Genomic DNA, 17352 nt, shown 5'->3' with positions numbered 1-17352 from the left:
AGCCGAGGAAGCTGACAAACGTTGCGAGCGCAGTAGTTTGTCAGCATTCTCGAAAGCCCTCCCTGACGAGAGCGTTTTATCCACAGAGGCTTTGCTCACAGCTTCTGTGGATAACGCTGTTGAAACGCCGCGGATGGTCTCCGAGATGCACCATGCCACGCCGCCGCGGCATCATCGATCATTTTTTGAACACTCTTGCCGAAGGCGCTGGAGAAACCGTGTCATCGTCCCATGTTCCCCTTCCACCGCTGGCCGGCCTGGAGCCGGCGCACCTCGACTGGCAGCGCGACGACACCGGCGAGAGCGCTCCGCGCTCGACCCGGTTCGACGACGTCTATTTCTCGCGTCATGACGGCCGGGCGGAAACCGAGCATGTCTTCCTCCATGGCAATGCGCTGCCCCAACGTCTGGCCGCCTGGCGCGAACGGCGCCCCTTCACCATCGGCGAGACCGGCTTCGGCACCGGGCTCAACATGCTCTGCGCCTGGGCCTGCTTCGACGCCCATGCCCCGGCACAGGCACGGCTGCACTTGGTTTCCACCGAACGCTACCCCTTGAGCCGAAACGACCTGGCCCGGGCTCTCGCCACCTGGCCGGACCTGGCCCGGCGCGCCGAGCGGCTGATAAGCCAGTGGCCCGAGCCGGTGGCCGGCGTGCATCGGCTGTGGCTCGACGAGCGAGTGACGCTGGACCTCCACTTTGGCGATGCCGCCGAGCGCCTCGCCCTGCTCGAAGGGCGAGTGGATGCCTGGTTCCTCGACGGCTTCGCTCCGGCCAAGAACCCCGAGATGTGGCACCCCGAGCTGTTCGCCGCCATGGTCGCCCGTTCACGGCCGGGCGCGACCTTCGCCACCTTCACCTGTGCCGGAGTGGTCAAGCGCGGGCTGGCCGCGGCGGGGTTTGCCTGGCGCAAGGTGCCGGGCTTCGGGCGCAAGCGCGAAATGCTCTGCGGCGAGATCGCCGAGCCGCCTGCCGACACCCGTCGCCAGCGCACGCCCTGGTTCAGCCCGCCAGCGCCACATCCGCCGCGCCACGTGGCGGTGATTGGCGCCGGTATCGCCGGTGCCAGCACCGCCGCCGCCCTGGCCCGGCGCGGCGTCGCGGTGACGCTGATCGACCGCTTCGACCGCGCCGAGCTGGGCACCACTCACCTGCAGGGGGCCCTCTACGTCAAGCTCGCGGTCGAAACCAATCTGCAGAGCCGCACCTATCTGGCCGGCCTGCTCCACAGCCGGCGCTGGCTGGCCCAGCTCGACCCGGAGCAGTCGCTGTGGCGGCCCAGCGGCGTGCTGCAGCTGGCGCTGGACGAGAAGGAGCATCAGCGCCAGACGCGCTTCCTGGCCAACCATTCGCTGCCCCAGAGCGTGGTACGCGGCCTCGACGCCGAGACGGCCGGCCGCGTCGCGGGAATCCGACTCGAGGCGCCGGCACTGGATTACCCCGATGCCGCCTGGGTCAGACCGCTGGAGCTGTGCGTGCGCCTGGCCCAAACGCCTGGCGTCAGCTTCTGCCGAGGCGAAGTGACGGCGTTGCACGGCAATGAGGCGGGCTGGACGTTGACCCTGGCTGATGGCGAGTGCCTTGAAGCCGAACAAGTCGTCGTTGCCGCCGCCCACGAAGCCGCCGGGTTCAGCCAACTCGCGGCGCTGCCGCTACAGCCGGTGCGTGGCCAGGTCAGCCAACTGGCAATGCCCGCAGACGCCCCGGCGCTGGGACGCGTGGTGTGCGCCGGCGGCTACGTGCCGCCGGCAGCGGAGGGGGTGCTCAACTTCGGCGCCACCTTCGCCCCCGGCGACACCGACCTGGCCGAGCGCGAGGCCGACCACGCCGCCAACCTGGCGGAGCTCGAACGCGGCCTGCCCCATTTCGTGGCAGCGCTGCGCAAGGCAGGCGCCGACCTGACGCCCACTCGGCTCACCGCGCGCACCGGCGTACGTGCGGCAAGCCCAGACAAGTCGCCCTACTGCGGGCCGGTGCCCGATGCCGAGGCCTGGCGCCGGGACTACGCCGTGCTGACCAAGGATGCCACCCGTGTGCCCGACGTGGCCGGCGGGCACCATCCAGGCCTGTGGATCAGCGCCGCCCATGGCTCCCGCGGCATGGCCAGCGCACCGCTGTGCGCCGAGTTGCTCGCTTCACGCCTCTGCGACGAGCCGCTGCCGCTGGAGTGGCCGCTGGTGGATCACCTGCATCCGGGACGGCGGATCATCCGCGACCTGGTCCAGGGCAAGTAACCTCTGGTTTTATCCGACAACTGGCCGCGACCGCGCTAGCCTTCTTCCTCGTCGTCGGCCAGGTCGCGTCCGAAGGCGCGCCACTGGGCCAGCGTCATCACTTCGGTGGTCTCGGTCTGCAGGTCGTGGGCGATGAGCAGCTCGCCCCGCTCCAACTGGCGCTTGAGCTGGCCTACCCAGCCACGCATGCCCTCGCCGGTATCGGTGGTGTCGTAGCCCTGGCGGGTGACGAAGGCTTCCAGCAGAGCATCGAGGGTCTCCCCCGGAAGCATGCGATAGGGCACTTCGATGAAGCGTCCGCTCATGCCTGCCCCTCCTCACTGTCCGGCACTCCCTCTCCGCGCTCCCAGGCCGCCAGGCGTTCGAGGAAGGCGGCCTCGTCGAGCACCTCGACACCCAGCTCCTGGGCCTTGGCCAGCTTGCTGCCGGCGGCCTCGCCGGCGACTACCGCGGCGGTCTTCTTCGATACGCTGCCGGCCACCTTGGCGCCCAGCGCCTGCAGGCGCTCCTTGCCTTCGTCGCGGGTCATGCTCTCCAGGGTGCCGGTGAGCACCCAGGTCTGGCCGGCCAGCGGCTGGGGACGTTCGCCGATGGTTTCCTCGGCCCAGGTCACGCCCAGCTCGCGTAGCGCCTCGATGGTCTCGCGGTTGTGCTCCTGACGAAAGAAGGTGTGCACGTGAGCGGCCACCACCGGGCCAACATCCTCGACCGCTTCGAGATCGGCCAGCTCGGCGGCCATCAGCGCATCCAGGGTACCGAAGTGGCGCGCCAGGTTGGCCGCCGTGGCCTCGCCCACCTCGCGGATGCCCAAGGCGAAGATGAAACGCGGCAATGTCGTCTGCTTGGCCTTATCCAGCGCCGTCACCAGGTTCTCAGAGGACTTCCGGGCCATGCGCGGAAGCGTTGCAAGATCCTCGGCCTTGAGCCGGAACAGATCGGCTGGGGTCTTGACCCAGTCGAGCTCGACGAGCTGGTCGATCAGTTTCTCGCCCAGTCCATCGATGTCCATCGCCCGGCGCGAGGCGAAGTACCGGAGCGCCTCCTTGCGCTGGGCAGCGCAGTAGAGCCCACCGGAACAGCGCGCCACCACTTCGCCCTCCACACGCTCGATCTCGGAGTCGCACACCGGGCAGCGCTCGGGGAAGACAATCTCGCGGGCGTCGTCGGGGCGCCGCTCGGGCAGCACGCGCACCACCTGGGGAATCACGTCGCCGGCTCGCCGGATCGCCACGGTGTCGCCAATCATCACGCCAAGACGCGCGATCTCGTCGGCATTGTGCAGGGTGGCATTGGAGACGGTAACGCCGGCCACCGATACCGGCTCGAGCCGTGCCACCGGTGTGATTGCCCCGGTGCGGCCGACCTGGAATTCGACGTCTTTGAGCCGGGTGGTCTCCTCCTGGGCGGGAAACTTGAAGGCTGTGGCCCAGCGCGGCGCCCGGGCGACGAAGCCCAACTCGCGCTGCAGACGCAGGTCGTCGACCTTGATCACCACGCCGTCGATGTCGTAGCCGAGGCTATCGCGCTGCTCGCCCAACCGCCGGCAGTAGTCGATGATGCCCCGACTGCCCGCCACCACCTGAAGCTGGGCGCTGCTACGGAAGCCGAAAGCCTTGAGGTGCGCCATCAATTCGCTGTGGCTGGCGTCACCCGGGGCCGGTTCGATGCGTGCCACCTGATAGGCGCTGAACTCCAGCGGCCGCGTGGCGGTGATGCCCGGATCGAGCTGGCGCAGGCTGCCCGCCGCGGCGTTGCGCGGATTGGCAAATATCTTGCCGCCCTCCTCCCGCGCCCGGTCATTGAGTCGCTCGAAGCCAGCGTGGCTCATGATCACCTCGCCACGCACTTCGAGCAGTTCGGGGGCGTCGCCACGTAACTTGAGCGGAATCGAGCGCAGCGTGCGCAGGTTGGAGGTAATGCCCTCTCCGGTGCGGCCATCGCCGCGGGTCGCACCGCTGATCAGCACGCCCTGCTCGTAGACCAGCGATACGGCGGCGCCGTCGAGCTTGGGCTCGCAGCAGAAGCAAATCGCCTCACCATCGGTTTCCAGACGCTCGCCCACTCGTTTGACGAAGGCTTCTATCTCCTCCTCGCTCAGGGCGTTGTCCAGCGACAGCATGGGGACTGCATGCTCGACCTCAGGGAAGCCGGCATCGGGCGGCGCCCCGACCCGCTGGGTCGGCGAATCGGGGATTACCAGTTCGGGGTATGCCTGCTCCAGTTCTTGCAGGCGACGTAGTTTGCGGTCGTACTCGGCATCGGTGAGCTGCGGTTCGTCGAGCACATAGTAGCGGTAGTTGGCATCGTCGAGTTCGGCACGCAGCTTGGCGACTTCGTCGAGGGTGTTCTGTTCGGGCTGGCTCATTGCGTCAAGGTTCTCGTCCATGGCGAAGGCCTCGAAGCTCGAAGCCGGCATGAGCGTCTAGCTTACCAAAGCAACAACCCCCGTGGGGCTACCTCACGGGGGTTGTCTTCCAGCTTCTTCAGCTTACAGCTTTGGTTAGTTCACCTGGTAGCGGTTGAGGCGATTGCGGCGCTCGAACTCCTGCACGCGCTGGCGGGCGAACTCCACGGTCTGCGCGGTCATCACGCTGTGGTTCTCGTCCTTCAGCTCACCGCCCAGGTTGCGCACGATGACCATGGCGGTCTCGACCATCGCTTCGAAGGCTGCAGCGGTATCCAGCGCGCCGGGCAGCGGCATCAGCAGGGTGATGCCCGGGGTGCGGAACTCATCCATGGCCTCGATCGGGAAGGTACCCGGCTTGAGCACGTTGACCATCGAGAATTGCAGTTCGCTCTCGGGGTCCTCGGTCTCGAAGCGGTGGAAGATACCCATGTCGCTGCTGTAACGCAGGCCGCAGGCCAGCATCAGGTTGAGCAGCGCCTCGCCGGAGAAGCCCTCTTCGTCGCGCGACAGCACGCTGATGACGATGATCTCGTCGGCTTGGCTCAAGGTGTCGCGTGCGCGTTCGGCGTTGACGTTGTGACGCAGTGCCCGGGCCAGGGTCGGGTGGGCACGTACCACGTCGTCGTCGGCAATGGCTTCGGCCTCCGGCGCTGCCTGTTCGACAGGCTCCGAATAGTCGAGCCTCGAATAGTCGGGCTCCGCGGTCCTTGGACGCGGCGGCGCAAACAGGGGATCGTCGTCGTCAGCCAGTTCAATGGCTTCGGCTTCCAGGCGACGGCGCTCGGCCTCCCTGGCGGCCTGGACCTCGGCAGCCTCGCGGCGATGCTGGGCTTCACGTTCGGCTTTTTCGGCGCGCAGCTGCTCGCGGCGCGCTTTCTCCTCGCGTTTCTGCTCACGCCGCTTGGCAAGGCGCTGCTGAATGGAGAGGCCAAAACGCTGCACCGACTCGCCCATGCGGCGCGAGCCGCTTTTAATCGAATCGCCCATGCCCTCGAGGTCGACCAGCCGATAGCGCTCGTCCTCGTCGTGGTGTGGATCGTGATCGGCGGGATCAGCGGCCAGCGGCGCCGTTTCGGCAACCGGCTCCACCTCGCCGTCGAGTGCGGAAAGGGTCGGCTCATGGCGATCTTCGGATACCTCCCGCCCCAGCGAGGCCGGCTCGGCGGTAGCCTCGTGGGCATCGTTCAGGGAGCGCTCGACGTTGTCATCGACCCGCTGTGCGGCGGCGACACTGGCCGGCTGCGCGTCCTGTTGCTCCACGGTGGCACGTTCGGGCGTGACGGAGTCGTCCACCTGTCGTTCGGTATCACGCAGGTCGACCTCAGGCTCGATTTGCGCAGCCTGCGTTTCGGCCTGCCCGGCAGCGGCGTCGCGCTCCGTACTGCGCGAATGGGCCGTCTCGCCCGGCGTCCGACTCGTTGCTTGCTCTTCTTTACCACCGCTTGCACCGCTCGCCTCCGCCCGGGAGGGGGTGGGCGAGCCGGCCTCCAGCATGGCGGAAGCCACCGGGCGTGAGGCCGCGGTGGCAGCGAAGCCGGCGCCGGGCGCCGCGGTTCCGGCGTCGACGTTGGCTTCCTTCAGGCCGGCCAGCACCCGGGAGGGCCCGGGGTGGTCCTGACGTTGAAGCTTGGGTTTCGCTTGCACTTGGGTATAACTGGCGGGCTTGACGACCCGGGCGCCGCCGTTGGGCAACTCCCAGTTGTCTTCGCCATCGGCCGCTGCCTCGCCATTACCTGGGTTTTTGTTATCCCCTACCTGGTCCAGGCGGGGCACTCGGCGCTGACGCTTCAGGCGACGCACACCATCGATCACGATGAGCGTTACCAGGGCCAGCCCCAGAATGATCAGCCATTCTCTAAGTTCCATGGGTCGTCTTGCCTATCACTAGGGCGCCATGCCGGATGGATGTTCGTCAACAGCATAGCGCGATTGCCAGAAAAAGGGCCACTTTTTTTGTTTGTCAAGCCCCGGCATTATCGCCCGAGAGTTAAATCGACCCTGCGCCTTTCCCTGTCAATTCGCTTTTTCAATCTGCAGTATGACCGTGATGTATCTTCTGATAACGCGTTTGGCGCTCGCTTTCAAGCCTTTTTCAAGCCTCGGCGAGAGCCGCGGCTTCCTCTACGCCGACTGCCACCAGGCGTGAGACTCCAGGTTCTTGCATGGTAACGCCCATTAACCTTTCGGCGGCCTCCATCGCAATCTTGTTATGCGTGATATAGATGAACTGCACCGACTCGGACATGTCTTTCACGAGTTTGGCATAGCGACCGACATTAGCGTCATCAAGTGGTGCATCGACTTCGTCGAGCATACAGAAAGGCGCCGGATTGAGTTGGAAGATAGCAAATACCAACGACAGAGCCGTTAGTGCCTTTTCCCCCCCCGAGAGAAGATGAATGGTACTGTTCTTCTTTCCGGGAGGACGCGCCATGATGGCCACGCCGGTGTCGAGCAAATCCTCGCCGGTCAGCGTCAACCATGCGGTTCCACCGCCAAAGACTCGCGGAAAAAGTGACTGCAGGCCCTGGTTGACTCGCTCGAAGGTGTCGCGGAAACGGGTACGGGTCTCCTGATCAATGCGCCGAATCGCCCGTTCCAGGGTCTCCAGCGCCTCGTTCAGCTCGGCCTGCTGGGCTTCGAGATAGTCGCGCCGCTCGGCCTGCTGGTCGTACTCCTCGATGGCCGCCAGGTTGATCGCTCCCAAGCGGCGGATGCGCTCGCCGACCTCTTCCAGCCGGGCCTGCCAGGCCGACTCGGTGGCGTTGGGATCGAGGTTCGCCTCCAGCTCGGCGGCCTGGTGGCCCAGCTCGGCGAGCTGCTCGTCCTGGGTCTCGGACTTGAGCGCCAAGGCCTGTACCTGCATGCGCGCTTCCTGCAGGCGCTCACGAATGCCTTCGAGATTGCGCTCGTGATTCTGCCGCGCCAGTTCGTCCTCGCGTAGCCGTTCCACCAGCTCGGCGGCACGCGCCTTGGTTTCGTTCAGTGCACGCTCGTCGCCTTCACGGCGGTGCAGCAGTTCGTCGAGCTTCTCACGCTGCTCCTCGTCCGGTTCGCGCAACTGCTCGAGGGTCTCGGTCAGCTCCTCGCAGCGCGCCAGCAAACGCTCACGGGTGTCGTCGCTGCGCCCTTGCTGCTCGGCCAGGCCGGCGCGCTCGGTGGCGAGCCGCTGCCGCTCCAGCGCCAACTGCTGCACCCGCTCGTTGAGCGGACGCTGGCTTGCACGCAGCGCAACCAGGCGATCGCGGGCTTCGCTGCGCGCCCGCTCCAGGCGCTCGCGCTGCTCGGCGCCCTCCTCCAGCCTCGCCATGGCCAGTTGCCAGTTCTCGCGCGCTTCCTCGATCGCCAGCCGGGCCTCTTCGCGGGCCTCGTCCAGCCCTGCCAGCTCCTCGGCCAGTTCCCCGGCCCGCCCCTGCAGATGCTCGAGGCGACTGGCCAGGCCGCTGTCCTGTACCGCCAGTTGCTGTTGCTCGCCGGCCAGGCTCCGCTCCTCCTGGAGAATGGTCTCGAGTTCCCGCTCGGCCTGCTCGGCGCGTTCGCGTTCGGCCTCGATCGCCTGGTCGCGTGCCGCCAGGCGGGTCTCGATGGCGTCGAGTTCGGCTGCCGCCTCATCGAAGCGGCGGCGGCTGACCAGCAGCGCATCGGGGCCGGCGCCCTGGCCGCGATGCCGCACCCAGTCACGGCCCAGCCACAGCCCTTGCGGCGTGATCAGGCTCTCACCCGCGCCCAGGCCATCACGCTCGGCCCAGGCCTGTTCGTCGCTCTCGACACAGCAGATCGGTGCCAGCCAGGCCGCAGCGGCGCCGGCGCCGCGCACGCAGGCGGCAAGGCTATCGGAAGAAAATTCGATCTCGGCCCGGGGTGCCAGGACGCCAAGCTCGGCAGGCGGCTGTACGCTTGCCGTACGGAAGGCATCGGGAGCCGCCAGGCGCGCCTTGAGCCAGGGCGCCAGCACCCAGGAGACGCTGGCTTCCCAGCCCGGCTCGACCTCCAGTGACTCGCCCAGTCGCGGCAGCCCATCCAGCTCATGCGCTGCAAGATGCTCGGTCAGACTGTCGTCGGGGTCGGTGAGAGCGGCCTGGATCAGTGCCCCGAGGGAGGCCAGCTCGCCCTGCAGGCTGCTGCGCCGGCTGCGCTCGGCCTCGCGCTCGGCCTCCAGCGCAGCGGCCGTCTCGCGCGCCTTCTCGCGGCTGGCTTGCAACCCCTCACGGCGCGCCTCGATCTCTTCCTGGGCCAAGCCGAACTCGGCCAAGCGCTCCTTCAATTCATCTCGTCTGGCGGTCAGCTCTGCCAGGTCGGGCAGTTCCTGCTGCTGCTGGCGACGACGCTGGGCATCGGCTTCGAGCCGCGCCAACCGACTCTCTAGTTCGCGCAAACGGTCCTGGCTGCGCTCCGCGTCGCGGCTGGCTTCGCGCCAGCCTTCGCTGAAGGCTTCGAAGGCTCGCTCGGCCTCCTCGGCGCCGGGCTCGGCCTCTTCCAGCATCGCCTCCAGCTCGGCTAGCCGTTCGGCAAGTTCCTCCTGCTCCGGCACCAGGGTCTCGAGGCGCTCGTCGAGCCGCACCAGCCGTTCACGATCGTGTTCGCCCAGGCGGTCCAGCTCGGCCAGCTCCTGGCGGGCACTCTCGAGGTCGCGGGCAAGCTGGCCTTCGCGGCTGCGAGCGTGCTCCAGGTTCTGCTCGAGCCGGGCGATGGCACCGCTGGTCTCGAAGAAACGCGCCTGCCGCGCCTCCAGGGTCTCGGCCAGTTGGTCGTGGTCGGCACGCGCCTCCTCAAGACGGGTCTCGCACTGGCGCAGGCCGAGAATCTCACGTTCGACCGCGGTTTCCAGATCGCGCACACGATGCTCTTCCTCACGCTGGCGGGCACGCAGCGCACGGCCACGCAGCAGCGCCAGCTCGCCCTTGAGCCGATGCTCTTCTTCCTTGAGGGTCTGGTAGCGGCGTGCGGCCTCGGCCTGACGACGCAGGCGCTCGAGCTGCTTGTCGAGCTCCTCGCGAATATCCTCCAGGCGCTCCAGGTTCTCGCGGGTCCGCCGCATGCGATTCTCGGTTTCGCGGCGGCGCTCCTTGTACTTGGAGATGCCGGCGGCCTCTTCTAGGGTGGCACGCAACTCTTCGGGGCGCGCCTCGATCAGGCGCGAGATCATGCCCTGGCCGATGATGGCGTAGGAGCGCGGGCCAAGGCCGGTGCCAAGGAAGAGATCGGCGATGTCGCGGCGACGACACTTCTGGCCGTTGAAGAAGTAGCTCGACTGGCCGTCGCGGGTGACCAGGCGCTTGACTGCGATTTCGGCGTACTGGGCGTAAATTCCCCCCATGGTGCCGTCGCTGTTGTCGAAGCGCAGTTCGATGGAGGCCTGCCCCACCGGCTTGCGCGCGGTGGAACCGTTGAATATGACGTCGGTCATCGACTCGCCGCGCAGGGTCTTGGCCGAGGATTCGCCCATGACCCAGCGTACGGCGTCGATGATGTTCGACTTGCCACAGCCGTTGGGGCCGACGATCGCGGTCATGTTGCCATCGAAGGGCACCGTGACCGGATCGACGAAGGATTTGAAACCGCTCAGGCGGATCGAGGTGAGTCGCATCCCGCTATTCTATGACACGGTCGATCACGACCTCCACGGGATCTCCTTCAACGTCGCCTACCGGCACGCCCTCCAGGTCGCCGAACATGTCGCCGGTCTCGGGCGTAGCGCCGCCACTCTTGGTCACACGGACGATCAGGCGCACCTCGTTGGTCTGGGACAGGCTCGCCGCATCGGACATGGCGTGGCGGTCGTCGAGCACCAGGGTGGCTGGCAAGTCACCGAGGGTTACGCCGGCCACCGCCAGCGGCGGCAGCTCGCCCTCCATGTCGCGGGCGACGATGAACACGCGGGTATCGTCGTCGAGCAGCCCCTGGAGTTCCTCGGCCAGGCGAACGCTGACGTGAATGCCGGGGCCCTGGGGCAGCGCTTCCTGCACGCCGGATGCTACCCCGAGGCGCTGCTGGGCTACCTGGATGCCTTCGCGCAGGGCGCGCGAGGAGCCGGACTCGGGCATGCCGGCGATGGCCCGCCGCCAGTGGTCGATGGCCTGCTCGTAGTCGCCCCGGTCAAAGGCGTGCACGCCCAGCATGCCGAAGATGGTGGGCTCGCGGGAGTCGCGCTCTAGGGTCTCGTCGATCAGCGCCTGCACCTCGTCGGTGAGGGTGCGGTCGGCCATGAAGAACTTGAGTTGGGCCTTCTGTGCCAACAGCGAGGGGATACGCCCCTCAATGGCGATCAGTTGCTCCAGGGCGTTCAAGGCCGCCTCGCCCTGGCCCGAGTCGCGGTAGAGGGGAAACAGCGAAGCCCACACGTTGGGGTTGCCCGGCTGGCTCTCGGCCTGCTGCTCGAGCCGCTGCATCAGGTCCGGCAGCGACTCGCTCTGCTGGTAGACGTCGAACAGGGCGAGATCGCCCTCGGCGCCCTGCTGCTGGTACCAGAGCACGGCACCGACCACCACCGCCAGGGCCACGATGGGCACCATGAGGCGACCGGCGGCCGGCGAATGCAGCGCATGGCGCTTGAGTCCCTCGGTATCCTCAAGCAGGCTGCGGTCGAGTTCGAGGCGATCTTCGGCAAAACGCGCCTCGTCGATGTCGCCCCGCTCCAGCGCGGCCTGCAGTGATGCCAAGCGGCGCTGGTAGATCGCCACGTTCTGCTCGGCGGACTTGTCGTTGGCTTCGAAGTCGCGCTGGGCCTCGTATACCAGACGCGCCCGGCGCAGCGGTGCCACCAGCAGCCACAGGGCAGGCAACAGCAGGAGGGCAAAGGCAAGCCATAGCTGGATCATTCGGGCCTCCCGCGGTTGATCAGGACCTCGAGTCGGGCGCGCTCCTCGGCGCTCAGCTCACGAGCCGAGGCGTTGCGCCGTGCGCGTACCACCAGGGCGACCAGGACGCCGCCCGCCACCACCAGCCCGGCGGGCAGCCCCCAGAGCAGGAAGGTGCGGCCTTCCAGGCGTGGGTTATAGAGTACGTAGTCGCCGAAGCGTTGCACCATGTGGTCGCGGATCTCCATGTCGGAGCGGCCATCCTGCAACAGCAGGTAGACCCGGTCGCGCATGTCGCCGGAGACCGGGGCATTGGAGTCGTTGATGGCCTGGTTCTCGCAGGTGGGGCAACGCAGCGAGGCCGTCAGGCTGCGGTAGCGCTGCTCCAGCACCGGATCGTCGAATTCACGCACCTCGATGGCGCCAGCCTGAAGAGTACCCGCCATCAGCAGCGTCAGCACGCCGATGAGGGCCAATCGAATCACTGCCATTTCTGCACCTCCGGCAGGATGTGTTCACGAACGTCACTGGCCGAGATATAGCCGGTGTGGTGATAGCGGATGATGCCCTCGCGATCGACCAGGAAGGTTTCCGGCGCACCGTAGACGCCCAGCTCGAAGGCCAGCTCGCCGTCCGGGTCGAAAATGTTGATCTCGAAGGGGTTGCCGAAGTCCTCCAGGAAGCCGAGCCCCTTCTCGCGGGTATCCTTGTAGCTGATGCCCACCAGGCGGATGCCGCGTTCGGCCAGGTCGAGCAACTGCGGCATCTCGCGCTTGCACTCCGGGCACCACTCGCCCCAGACGTTGACCAGGGTGACCTCGCCATTGGCCAGCAGCGAGCGGTCGACGCGCCGCTCGGGATCTTCCAGGGTGACCATGTCGAATTCGGGAAAGTCGCGCGCCATCAGCGCCGAATCGCGATGAAAGGGATTCAGCGACAGGCCCTGATACAGGAACAGCGACAGCCCCAGGAAGCCGAGCAGCGGCAGCAGCAGCAACAAGCGACGGGTCATGCCGTGGCCTCCCGCGGTTTGCCATCCGCCTTGCCATTCGCGGCGGCGGCCACGTCTTCCGGGTCGGGCGCGGTGGCCAGGCGCCGGTAGCGCTTGTCGGCCACGGCCAGCACGCCGCCGGCGGCCATCAGCAGGCCACCCAGCCACAGCCAGCGCACAAAGGGCTTGTACTGCACGCGCATGGCCCAGCTGTTGTCGCCGAGGTCTTCGCCCATGGCCACGTAGAGGTCACGGAAGAGCCCCGGACGCAGTGCCACCTGGGTCATGGGCATGCCGCGGGCGATGTAGAGCCGCTTCTCCGGGTTCATGGTGAAACTGCGCCGGCTACCGTTGCGCTGCACTTCGATCACTGCCCGGTCGGCGAGGAAGTTGGGGCCGCGGCGGCTGGTCAGCTCCTGCATGGTGAAGGTGTAACCGGCCACGCTGACGCTATCGCCGACCGACATGCGCACGTTGCGCTCGATGTTGTAGTTCGACACCACGGCCACGCCGATGATGGTCACCGCTACGCCCAGGTGGCCTAGCTGCATGCCCCAGTAGGCCAGCGAGAGCTTCTTGAGCCCCGCGCCCACGGAACTGGCATGACGGGTCTTGTCGACGAGGTCGCGCAGCATCGGCAGCACGATCCACAGTGCGGCGACCAGGCCCAGCGCCACCGGCACGCTCCAGCGCTCGGCGAAGATCAGCGGCAGCGCCATACCGAGCACCAGCGCGGCGACGGCGGCGAGCCACAGGCGCTGGATCAGCAGCCTGCTGCTAGTGTCCTTCCAGCGCGCCACCGGCCCCAGGCCCATGAAGATGCACATGATCAGGGTCAGCGGCACGAACAGGGCATTGAAGTAGGGCGGGCCCACGCTGATCTTGCCCAGGTCGAGGGCATCGAGCAGCAGTGGATAGACGGTGCCCATCAGCACGGTGACGGTCATGATCACCAACAGGATGTTGTTGATCAGCAGCAGCGCGTCGCGCGACAGCCAGCCGAAGCTCACCTTGTGGCTGACACGAGGCGCGCGCAGGGCGAATACCAGCAGCGACAGGCCCACGGTGATGCCCAGCAGCATCAGAATGAAGAAACCACGCGAAGGGTCGTTGGCGAAGGCGTGCACCGAGGTCAGCACGCCGGAGCGCACCAGGAAGGTACCCAGCAGCGACAGCGAGAAGGTGGTGATCGCCAGCAGCAGGGTCCAGCTCTTGAACGAGCCGCGCTTCTCGGTCACCGCCAGCGAGTGCATCAGGGCGGTGCCGGTCAGCCACGGTAACAGCGAGGCATTCTCGACCGGATCCCAGAACCACCAACCTCCCCAGCCCAGCTCGTAGTATGCCCACCAACTGCCCAGCGCGATGCCGATGGTCAAAAAGGCCCAGGCCAGATTGGTCCAGGGCCGCGCCCAGCGCGCCCAGGCGGCATCCAGGCGGCCGCCGATCAGTGCGGCAATGGCGAAGGCGAAGACCACCGAGAAGCCCACATAGCCCATGTAAAGCATCGGTGGGTGCAGGATCAGGCCGATGTCCTGAAGTAGCGGGTTGAGGTCGGCGCCGTCCTGCGGCACGTTGGGCAGAATACGCTCGAAGGGATTGGAGGTAGCCAGGATGAACAGCAGGAAGCCGACGCTCACCATGCCCAGCACGCTCATGACTCGAGAGACCATGTCCCGCGGCAACTCGCGGGAGTAGCGCACGGCGAAGTAGCCCCAGCCGGCCAGCATCAGACTCCACAGCAGCACCGAGCCTTCATGGTTGCCCCATACCGCGCTGAACTTGTAGTACCAGGGCAGCATCGAGTTGGAGTTGTTGGCCACGTTGACGACGCTGAAGTCATCCAGCATGTAGCTGGTCGTCAGTGCCGCATAGGCGATCGCGACGAACAGGAACTGGCCAGCCGCCATGGGCCGCGCATAGGCCATCCACAGCGGTCGGCGCAAAGTGGCACCGGCCAGCGGTACCGCCGCCTGCACCGCGGCGAACAGCAGCGCGATGACGAGGGCGAAATGGCCGATTTCGGGAATCATCTGGATCTGCATGGAAACTCCGGCTCAGTACTGGCTCGCGCCTTCTTGTTCCTCGCGCTCTTCGATACGCTCGGCCACCTTGGCAGCCTTGGCCTGGAAGTCGGCGGGTGAGTAACCGGCCGCCTCCAGCGCCTCGGCCACTTCAGGCGGCATGTAGTTCTCGTCGTGGCGGGCCAGGACCTGGTCGGCCTTGATCCAACCGCCGCGCTGCAGCTGGCCGACCACCACCACGCCCTGCCCTTCGCGGAACAGGTCGGGCAGGATGCCGCTGTAGTGAACGCGTACGTCCTCCACGTAGTCGGTCACGGTGAACTCGACGTCGAGACTGTCGGGGTTACGCACCACGCTGCCCTCCTTGACCATGCCGCCGGCGCGCAGTTGGCGCTCGAAGGGCGCATCACCGGCGACGATCTGGATCGGGCTGAAGAACAGGTTGATGTTGGCCCGTAGCGCGTAGAGCGTCAGCCCCACGGCGATCGCCGCGAGTGACACCAGGCCAAGGGCCATGAACAGCTTCTGTTTCCGTTTAGGTGTCATTGATGCTTCCACCCCTGCTAGTTTGAATCGGTTGCGTCTCGGCGCTGCGCCCGGCCTGGCGGGCTTCGCGGCGCACGCGGCGTTGCAACTGGCGCAGCAGCTGGCGGCGCTCGGCGCGAGCGTGGAGCACGCTGCCCAGCAGCAGCGCCAGCGTCAGACCCCAGGCCGACCAGACGTAGGGCGCATGCCCGCCCATGGCGAGCAGCTCTTGAAAGGTATCGAATGCCATCAGTGCGCCTCCTCGGCCAGCTCACGCACCCAGCGCTTGTTGGATTCACGGCGCAGAATCTCGCTGCGCGTGCGCATCAGGGTCAAGGCGATGAAAAAGCTGTAGAAACCGAGCACCATGATCAACAGCGGCAGCCACATCTCCGCCGGCATGGCGGCACGCCCGGTGATGGTGAAGGTGGCGGGCTGGTGCAGCGTGTACCACCAGTCCACCGAGTACTTGATGATCGGGATGTTGATCACGCCCACCATGGCCAGCACCGAGGCGGCGCGGGAGGCGCTGTCGCGGCTGGCGAAGGCGCCGCGCAGGGCGATCACCCCAAGGTAAAGGAACAACAGGATCAGCATCGAGGTGAGGCGGGCGTCCCACATCCACCAGGTGCCCCAGGTGGGCACGCCCCACACCGCGCCGGAGAACAGAGCGATGAAGGTCATGGCGGCGCCCAACGGGGCCATCACGGTGGCGGCCATGTCGGCGATCTTGATCTTCCAGACCATGAACACCAGCCCCGTTACCGCCAGGGAGACGAAGATCGACTGGGCCAGGAAGGCCGCCGGCACGTGTACGTAGATGATGCGGAAACTGTCGCCCTGCTGGTAGTCGGCCGGAGCGAAGGCCAACCCCCAGATGGTACCGGTCACGATCAGGATCAGTGCCGCTGCCCAGAACCATGGCTGCAGGCGGGCACTGAGGGTGTAGAACCATTTGGGGGAACGCAACTTGTTAATGAAGGCCCACATGCCTCGTCAACCTCTCAACCGTTGATACTGATGCGCAGCGATGCCGCGATCGCCAGCGGCGCAAGGATCAGCGCCAGCGCCAGCAGCGCGCCGAGGATCGCCAGATGCGCCAGCACGCCATCGCCGAAAATGGCCGCCTGGACGGCTCCGGCGCCGAAAATCAGCACTGGGATGTAAAGGGGAAGCACCAGCAGCGACAGCAGCACGCCACCGCGAGCGAGCCCCACCGTCAGCGCCGCTCCGATGGCACCGATCAGACTGAGACTGGCACTGCCCAGTGCCAGTGAAACAGCCAACACCAGATAGCTGCCCGCCGGCAGCGCCAGCATGATCCCGAGCACGGGCGCCATCAGTGCCAACGGCAAGCCGGTCAGCAGCCAGTGCACGGCCACCTTGGCCAGAGCCAGCAGCGCCAGCGGCTGGGGTGTCAGCAGTAACTGTTCCAGCGAGCCGTCGTCGTAGTCGGCTCGAAACAGGCTATCCAACGACAACAGGGCGGCGAGCAGGGCCGCCACCCACAGCAGGCCGGGCGCAATGGCCGCCAGCAGCGCCGGGTCGGGAGAAATGCCGATGGGAAACAGGGTAATGACGATAGCGAAGAACACCAGGGGGTTCAGTACTTCGCTACGCCGCCGCAGCAGCAATACCAGGTCCCGCTTCAACGTTGCCCACACTGCGACAGCGAGGCCGCCGCGAGGTTCCTCATGAACCACCGCCACCTCCTTCGGCAAGGCCCCTTCAGATGCCGCCATCGTGCGCTCCTCCACCCAGACGGATACGGCGCAGTTCGGCGCACGGCGTCAACCCGTGGTGGGTGGTGACCAGCACGCCGCCGCCTGCGCGGGCATGCCCGACCAGGCGCTGCTCCAGCGCCGCGACACCATCACGGTCGATGGCGGTAAAAGGCTCGTCGAGCACCCACAGCAGCCGCGGCGTGAGCGCCAGCCTCGCCAGTGCCACGCGGCGCTGCTGGCCGGCGGAGAGCTGTGCCGCCGGAACGTCCTCGAAACCAGCCAGCCCAACCTCTTCCAGCGCCGCGAAGCGTGCCGCTTCGCCTCCCGGCTGACCGGCCAATGCCTGGTACCAGGCCAGGTTTTCCAGCGGCGTGAGAGCCGCCTTGACGCCCGGCGAGTGTCCCAGGTAGAGCAGGTTCGCAAGGAAAGACTCACGCGCCTCGCGCATCGGCCGCCCGCCCCAGGACAGCTCACCCTCGTAATCGGCCAACTGTCCGGAGAGGATCTTCAGCAGAGTGGTCTTGCCGCTGCCGTTGGGCCCTTCCACACGAACGATCTCGCCCGCGCGGATATCCAGGTCCAGGCCCCGGAACAGCCAGCGGTCGTCACGTTCGCAGGCCAGATTTCGCGCTTGCAGACGCAGGCTCAACGGC

The 17352-nt window shown here is 66.8% G+C and carries 14 protein-coding genes; 1 reads left to right on the top strand and 13 read right to left on the bottom strand.

Going from position 1 to position 17352, the window contains the following annotated elements; translation table 11 throughout:
- The first annotated feature begins 152 nt into the window (after nucleotides 1-152).
- Complete coding sequence (mnmC, locus tag HOP51_RS12285) at nucleotides 153-2234, top strand: bifunctional tRNA (5-methylaminomethyl-2-thiouridine)(34)-methyltransferase MnmD/FAD-dependent 5-carboxymethylaminomethyl-2-thiouridine(34) oxidoreductase MnmC (protein WP_234274181.1); 2082 nt, start codon at nucleotides 153-155, stop codon at nucleotides 2232-2234.
- Nucleotides 2235-2269: 35 nt separating this feature from the next.
- Here the strand turns inward: mnmC and HOP51_RS12280 are convergent, their stop codons facing one another.
- The 13 genes from HOP51_RS12280 to ccmA all read right to left on the bottom strand — a co-directional run bounded on the left by HOP51_RS12280 (nucleotide 2270) and on the right by ccmA (nucleotide 17348).
- Nucleotides 2270-2539, bottom strand: coding sequence for a YheU family protein (locus HOP51_RS12280; RefSeq protein WP_234274180.1), 270 nt, complete (start codon nucleotides 2537-2539; stop codon nucleotides 2270-2272).
- Entirely contained in the window at nucleotides 2536-4599 is a 2064-nt protein-coding gene (gene ligA, locus HOP51_RS12275) for an NAD-dependent DNA ligase LigA (RefSeq protein ID WP_234274179.1), read from the bottom strand. The genes HOP51_RS12280 and ligA overlap by 4 nt, the downstream gene beginning before the upstream one ends.
- A gap of 135 nt (nucleotides 4600-4734) precedes the next feature.
- Nucleotides 4735-6507, bottom strand: a complete 1773-nt coding sequence (gene zipA, locus HOP51_RS12270; RefSeq protein WP_234274178.1) for a cell division protein ZipA — start codon at nucleotides 6505-6507, stop codon at nucleotides 4735-4737.
- Between the two features lie 226 nt (nucleotides 6508-6733).
- A complete protein-coding gene (gene smc / locus HOP51_RS12265) occupies nucleotides 6734-10228 on the bottom strand; it encodes a chromosome segregation protein SMC (protein WP_234274177.1) in 3495 nt (1164 codons plus the stop codon).
- A 4-nt stretch (nucleotides 10229-10232) separates the two neighbouring features.
- Nucleotides 10233-11459 (bottom strand): c-type cytochrome biogenesis protein CcmI, encoded by a 1227-nt coding sequence (gene ccmI, locus HOP51_RS12260; RefSeq protein WP_234274176.1) that lies wholly within the window; start codon nucleotides 11457-11459, stop codon nucleotides 10233-10235.
- On the bottom strand, nucleotides 11456-11929 hold the full coding sequence (locus HOP51_RS12255; protein WP_234274175.1) for a cytochrome c-type biogenesis protein: 474 nt from the start codon (nucleotides 11927-11929) through the stop codon (nucleotides 11456-11458). The genes ccmI and HOP51_RS12255 overlap by 4 nt, the downstream gene beginning before the upstream one ends.
- Nucleotides 11920-12450 (bottom strand): DsbE family thiol:disulfide interchange protein, encoded by a 531-nt coding sequence (locus HOP51_RS12250; RefSeq protein ID WP_234274174.1) that lies wholly within the window; start codon nucleotides 12448-12450, stop codon nucleotides 11920-11922. The genes HOP51_RS12255 and HOP51_RS12250 overlap by 10 nt, the downstream gene beginning before the upstream one ends.
- Nucleotides 12447-14471 carry a heme lyase CcmF/NrfE family subunit gene (locus HOP51_RS12245; protein ID WP_276574355.1) on the bottom strand — a complete coding sequence of 675 codons (2025 nt, stop codon included), beginning with the start codon at nucleotides 14469-14471 and terminating at the stop codon, nucleotides 12447-12449. The genes HOP51_RS12250 and HOP51_RS12245 overlap by 4 nt, the downstream gene beginning before the upstream one ends.
- A 12-nt stretch (nucleotides 14472-14483) precedes the next feature.
- On the bottom strand, nucleotides 14484-14996 hold the full coding sequence (gene ccmE / locus HOP51_RS12240) for a cytochrome c maturation protein CcmE (protein WP_234274173.1): 513 nt from the start codon (nucleotides 14994-14996) through the stop codon (nucleotides 14484-14486).
- Nucleotides 14986-15225: a heme exporter protein CcmD gene (ccmD, locus tag HOP51_RS12235; RefSeq protein WP_234274172.1), complete on the bottom strand. Its 240-nt coding sequence runs from the start codon at nucleotides 15223-15225 to the stop codon at nucleotides 14986-14988. Before ccmD ends, ccmE begins: the two co-directional genes overlap by 11 nt.
- Entirely contained in the window at nucleotides 15225-15965 is a 741-nt protein-coding gene (locus HOP51_RS12230) for a heme ABC transporter permease (protein ID WP_234274171.1), read from the bottom strand. The genes ccmD and HOP51_RS12230 overlap by 1 nt, the downstream gene beginning before the upstream one ends.
- Before the next feature lie 14 nt (nucleotides 15966-15979).
- Nucleotides 15980-16717, bottom strand: a complete 738-nt coding sequence (ccmB, locus tag HOP51_RS12225) for a heme exporter protein CcmB (protein ID WP_234274170.1) — start codon at nucleotides 16715-16717, stop codon at nucleotides 15980-15982.
- Complete coding sequence (gene ccmA / locus HOP51_RS12220) at nucleotides 16704-17348, bottom strand: cytochrome c biogenesis heme-transporting ATPase CcmA (RefSeq protein ID WP_234274169.1); 645 nt, start codon at nucleotides 17346-17348, stop codon at nucleotides 16704-16706. Before ccmA ends, ccmB begins: the two co-directional genes overlap by 14 nt.
- Nucleotides 17349-17352 lie beyond the last annotated feature (4 nt).

The sequence above is a fragment of the Billgrantia zhangzhouensis genome, assembly GCF_021404465.1.
Classification (GTDB): domain Bacteria; phylum Pseudomonadota; class Gammaproteobacteria; order Pseudomonadales; family Halomonadaceae; genus Halomonas; species Halomonas zhangzhouensis.
The sequence above is the reverse complement of the archived record's forward strand: the minus strand, read 5'-3'. Positions and strand labels throughout refer to the sequence as shown.

Bases quoted from the DNA above. Each gene is read 5' to 3' on its own strand.
- mnmC (WP_234274181.1), top strand. From the start codon at position 153: ATGCCACGCCGCCGCGGCATCATCGATCATTTTTTGAACACTCTTGCC.
- HOP51_RS12280 (WP_234274180.1), bottom strand. From the start codon at position 2,539: ATGAGCGGACGCTTCATCGAAGTGCCCTATCGCATGCTTCCGGGGGAG.
- ligA (WP_234274179.1), bottom strand. From the start codon at position 4,599: ATGAGCCAGCCCGAACAGAACACCCTCGACGAAGTCGCCAAGCTGCGT.
- zipA (WP_234274178.1), bottom strand. From the start codon at position 6,507: ATGGAACTTAGAGAATGGCTGATCATTCTGGGGCTGGCCCTGGTAACG.
- smc (WP_234274177.1), bottom strand. From the start codon at position 10,228: ATGCGACTCACCTCGATCCGCCTGAGCGGTTTCAAATCCTTCGTCGAT.
- ccmI (WP_234274176.1), bottom strand. From the start codon at position 11,459: ATGATCCAGCTATGGCTTGCCTTTGCCCTCCTGCTGTTGCCTGCCCTG.
- HOP51_RS12255 (WP_234274175.1), bottom strand. From the start codon at position 11,929: ATGGCAGTGATTCGATTGGCCCTCATCGGCGTGCTGACGCTGCTGATG.
- HOP51_RS12250 (WP_234274174.1), bottom strand. From the start codon at position 12,450: ATGACCCGTCGCTTGTTGCTGCTGCTGCCGCTGCTCGGCTTCCTGGGG.
- HOP51_RS12245 (WP_276574355.1), bottom strand. From the start codon at position 14,471: ATGCAGATCCAGATGATTCCCGAAATCGGCCATTTCGCCCTCGTCATC.
- ccmE (WP_234274173.1), bottom strand. From the start codon at position 14,996: ATGACACCTAAACGGAAACAGAAGCTGTTCATGGCCCTTGGCCTGGTG.
- ccmD (WP_234274172.1), bottom strand. From the start codon at position 15,225: ATGGCATTCGATACCTTTCAAGAGCTGCTCGCCATGGGCGGGCATGCG.
- HOP51_RS12230 (WP_234274171.1), bottom strand. From the start codon at position 15,965: ATGTGGGCCTTCATTAACAAGTTGCGTTCCCCCAAATGGTTCTACACC.
- ccmB (WP_234274170.1), bottom strand. From the start codon at position 16,717: ATGGCGGCATCTGAAGGGGCCTTGCCGAAGGAGGTGGCGGTGGTTCAT.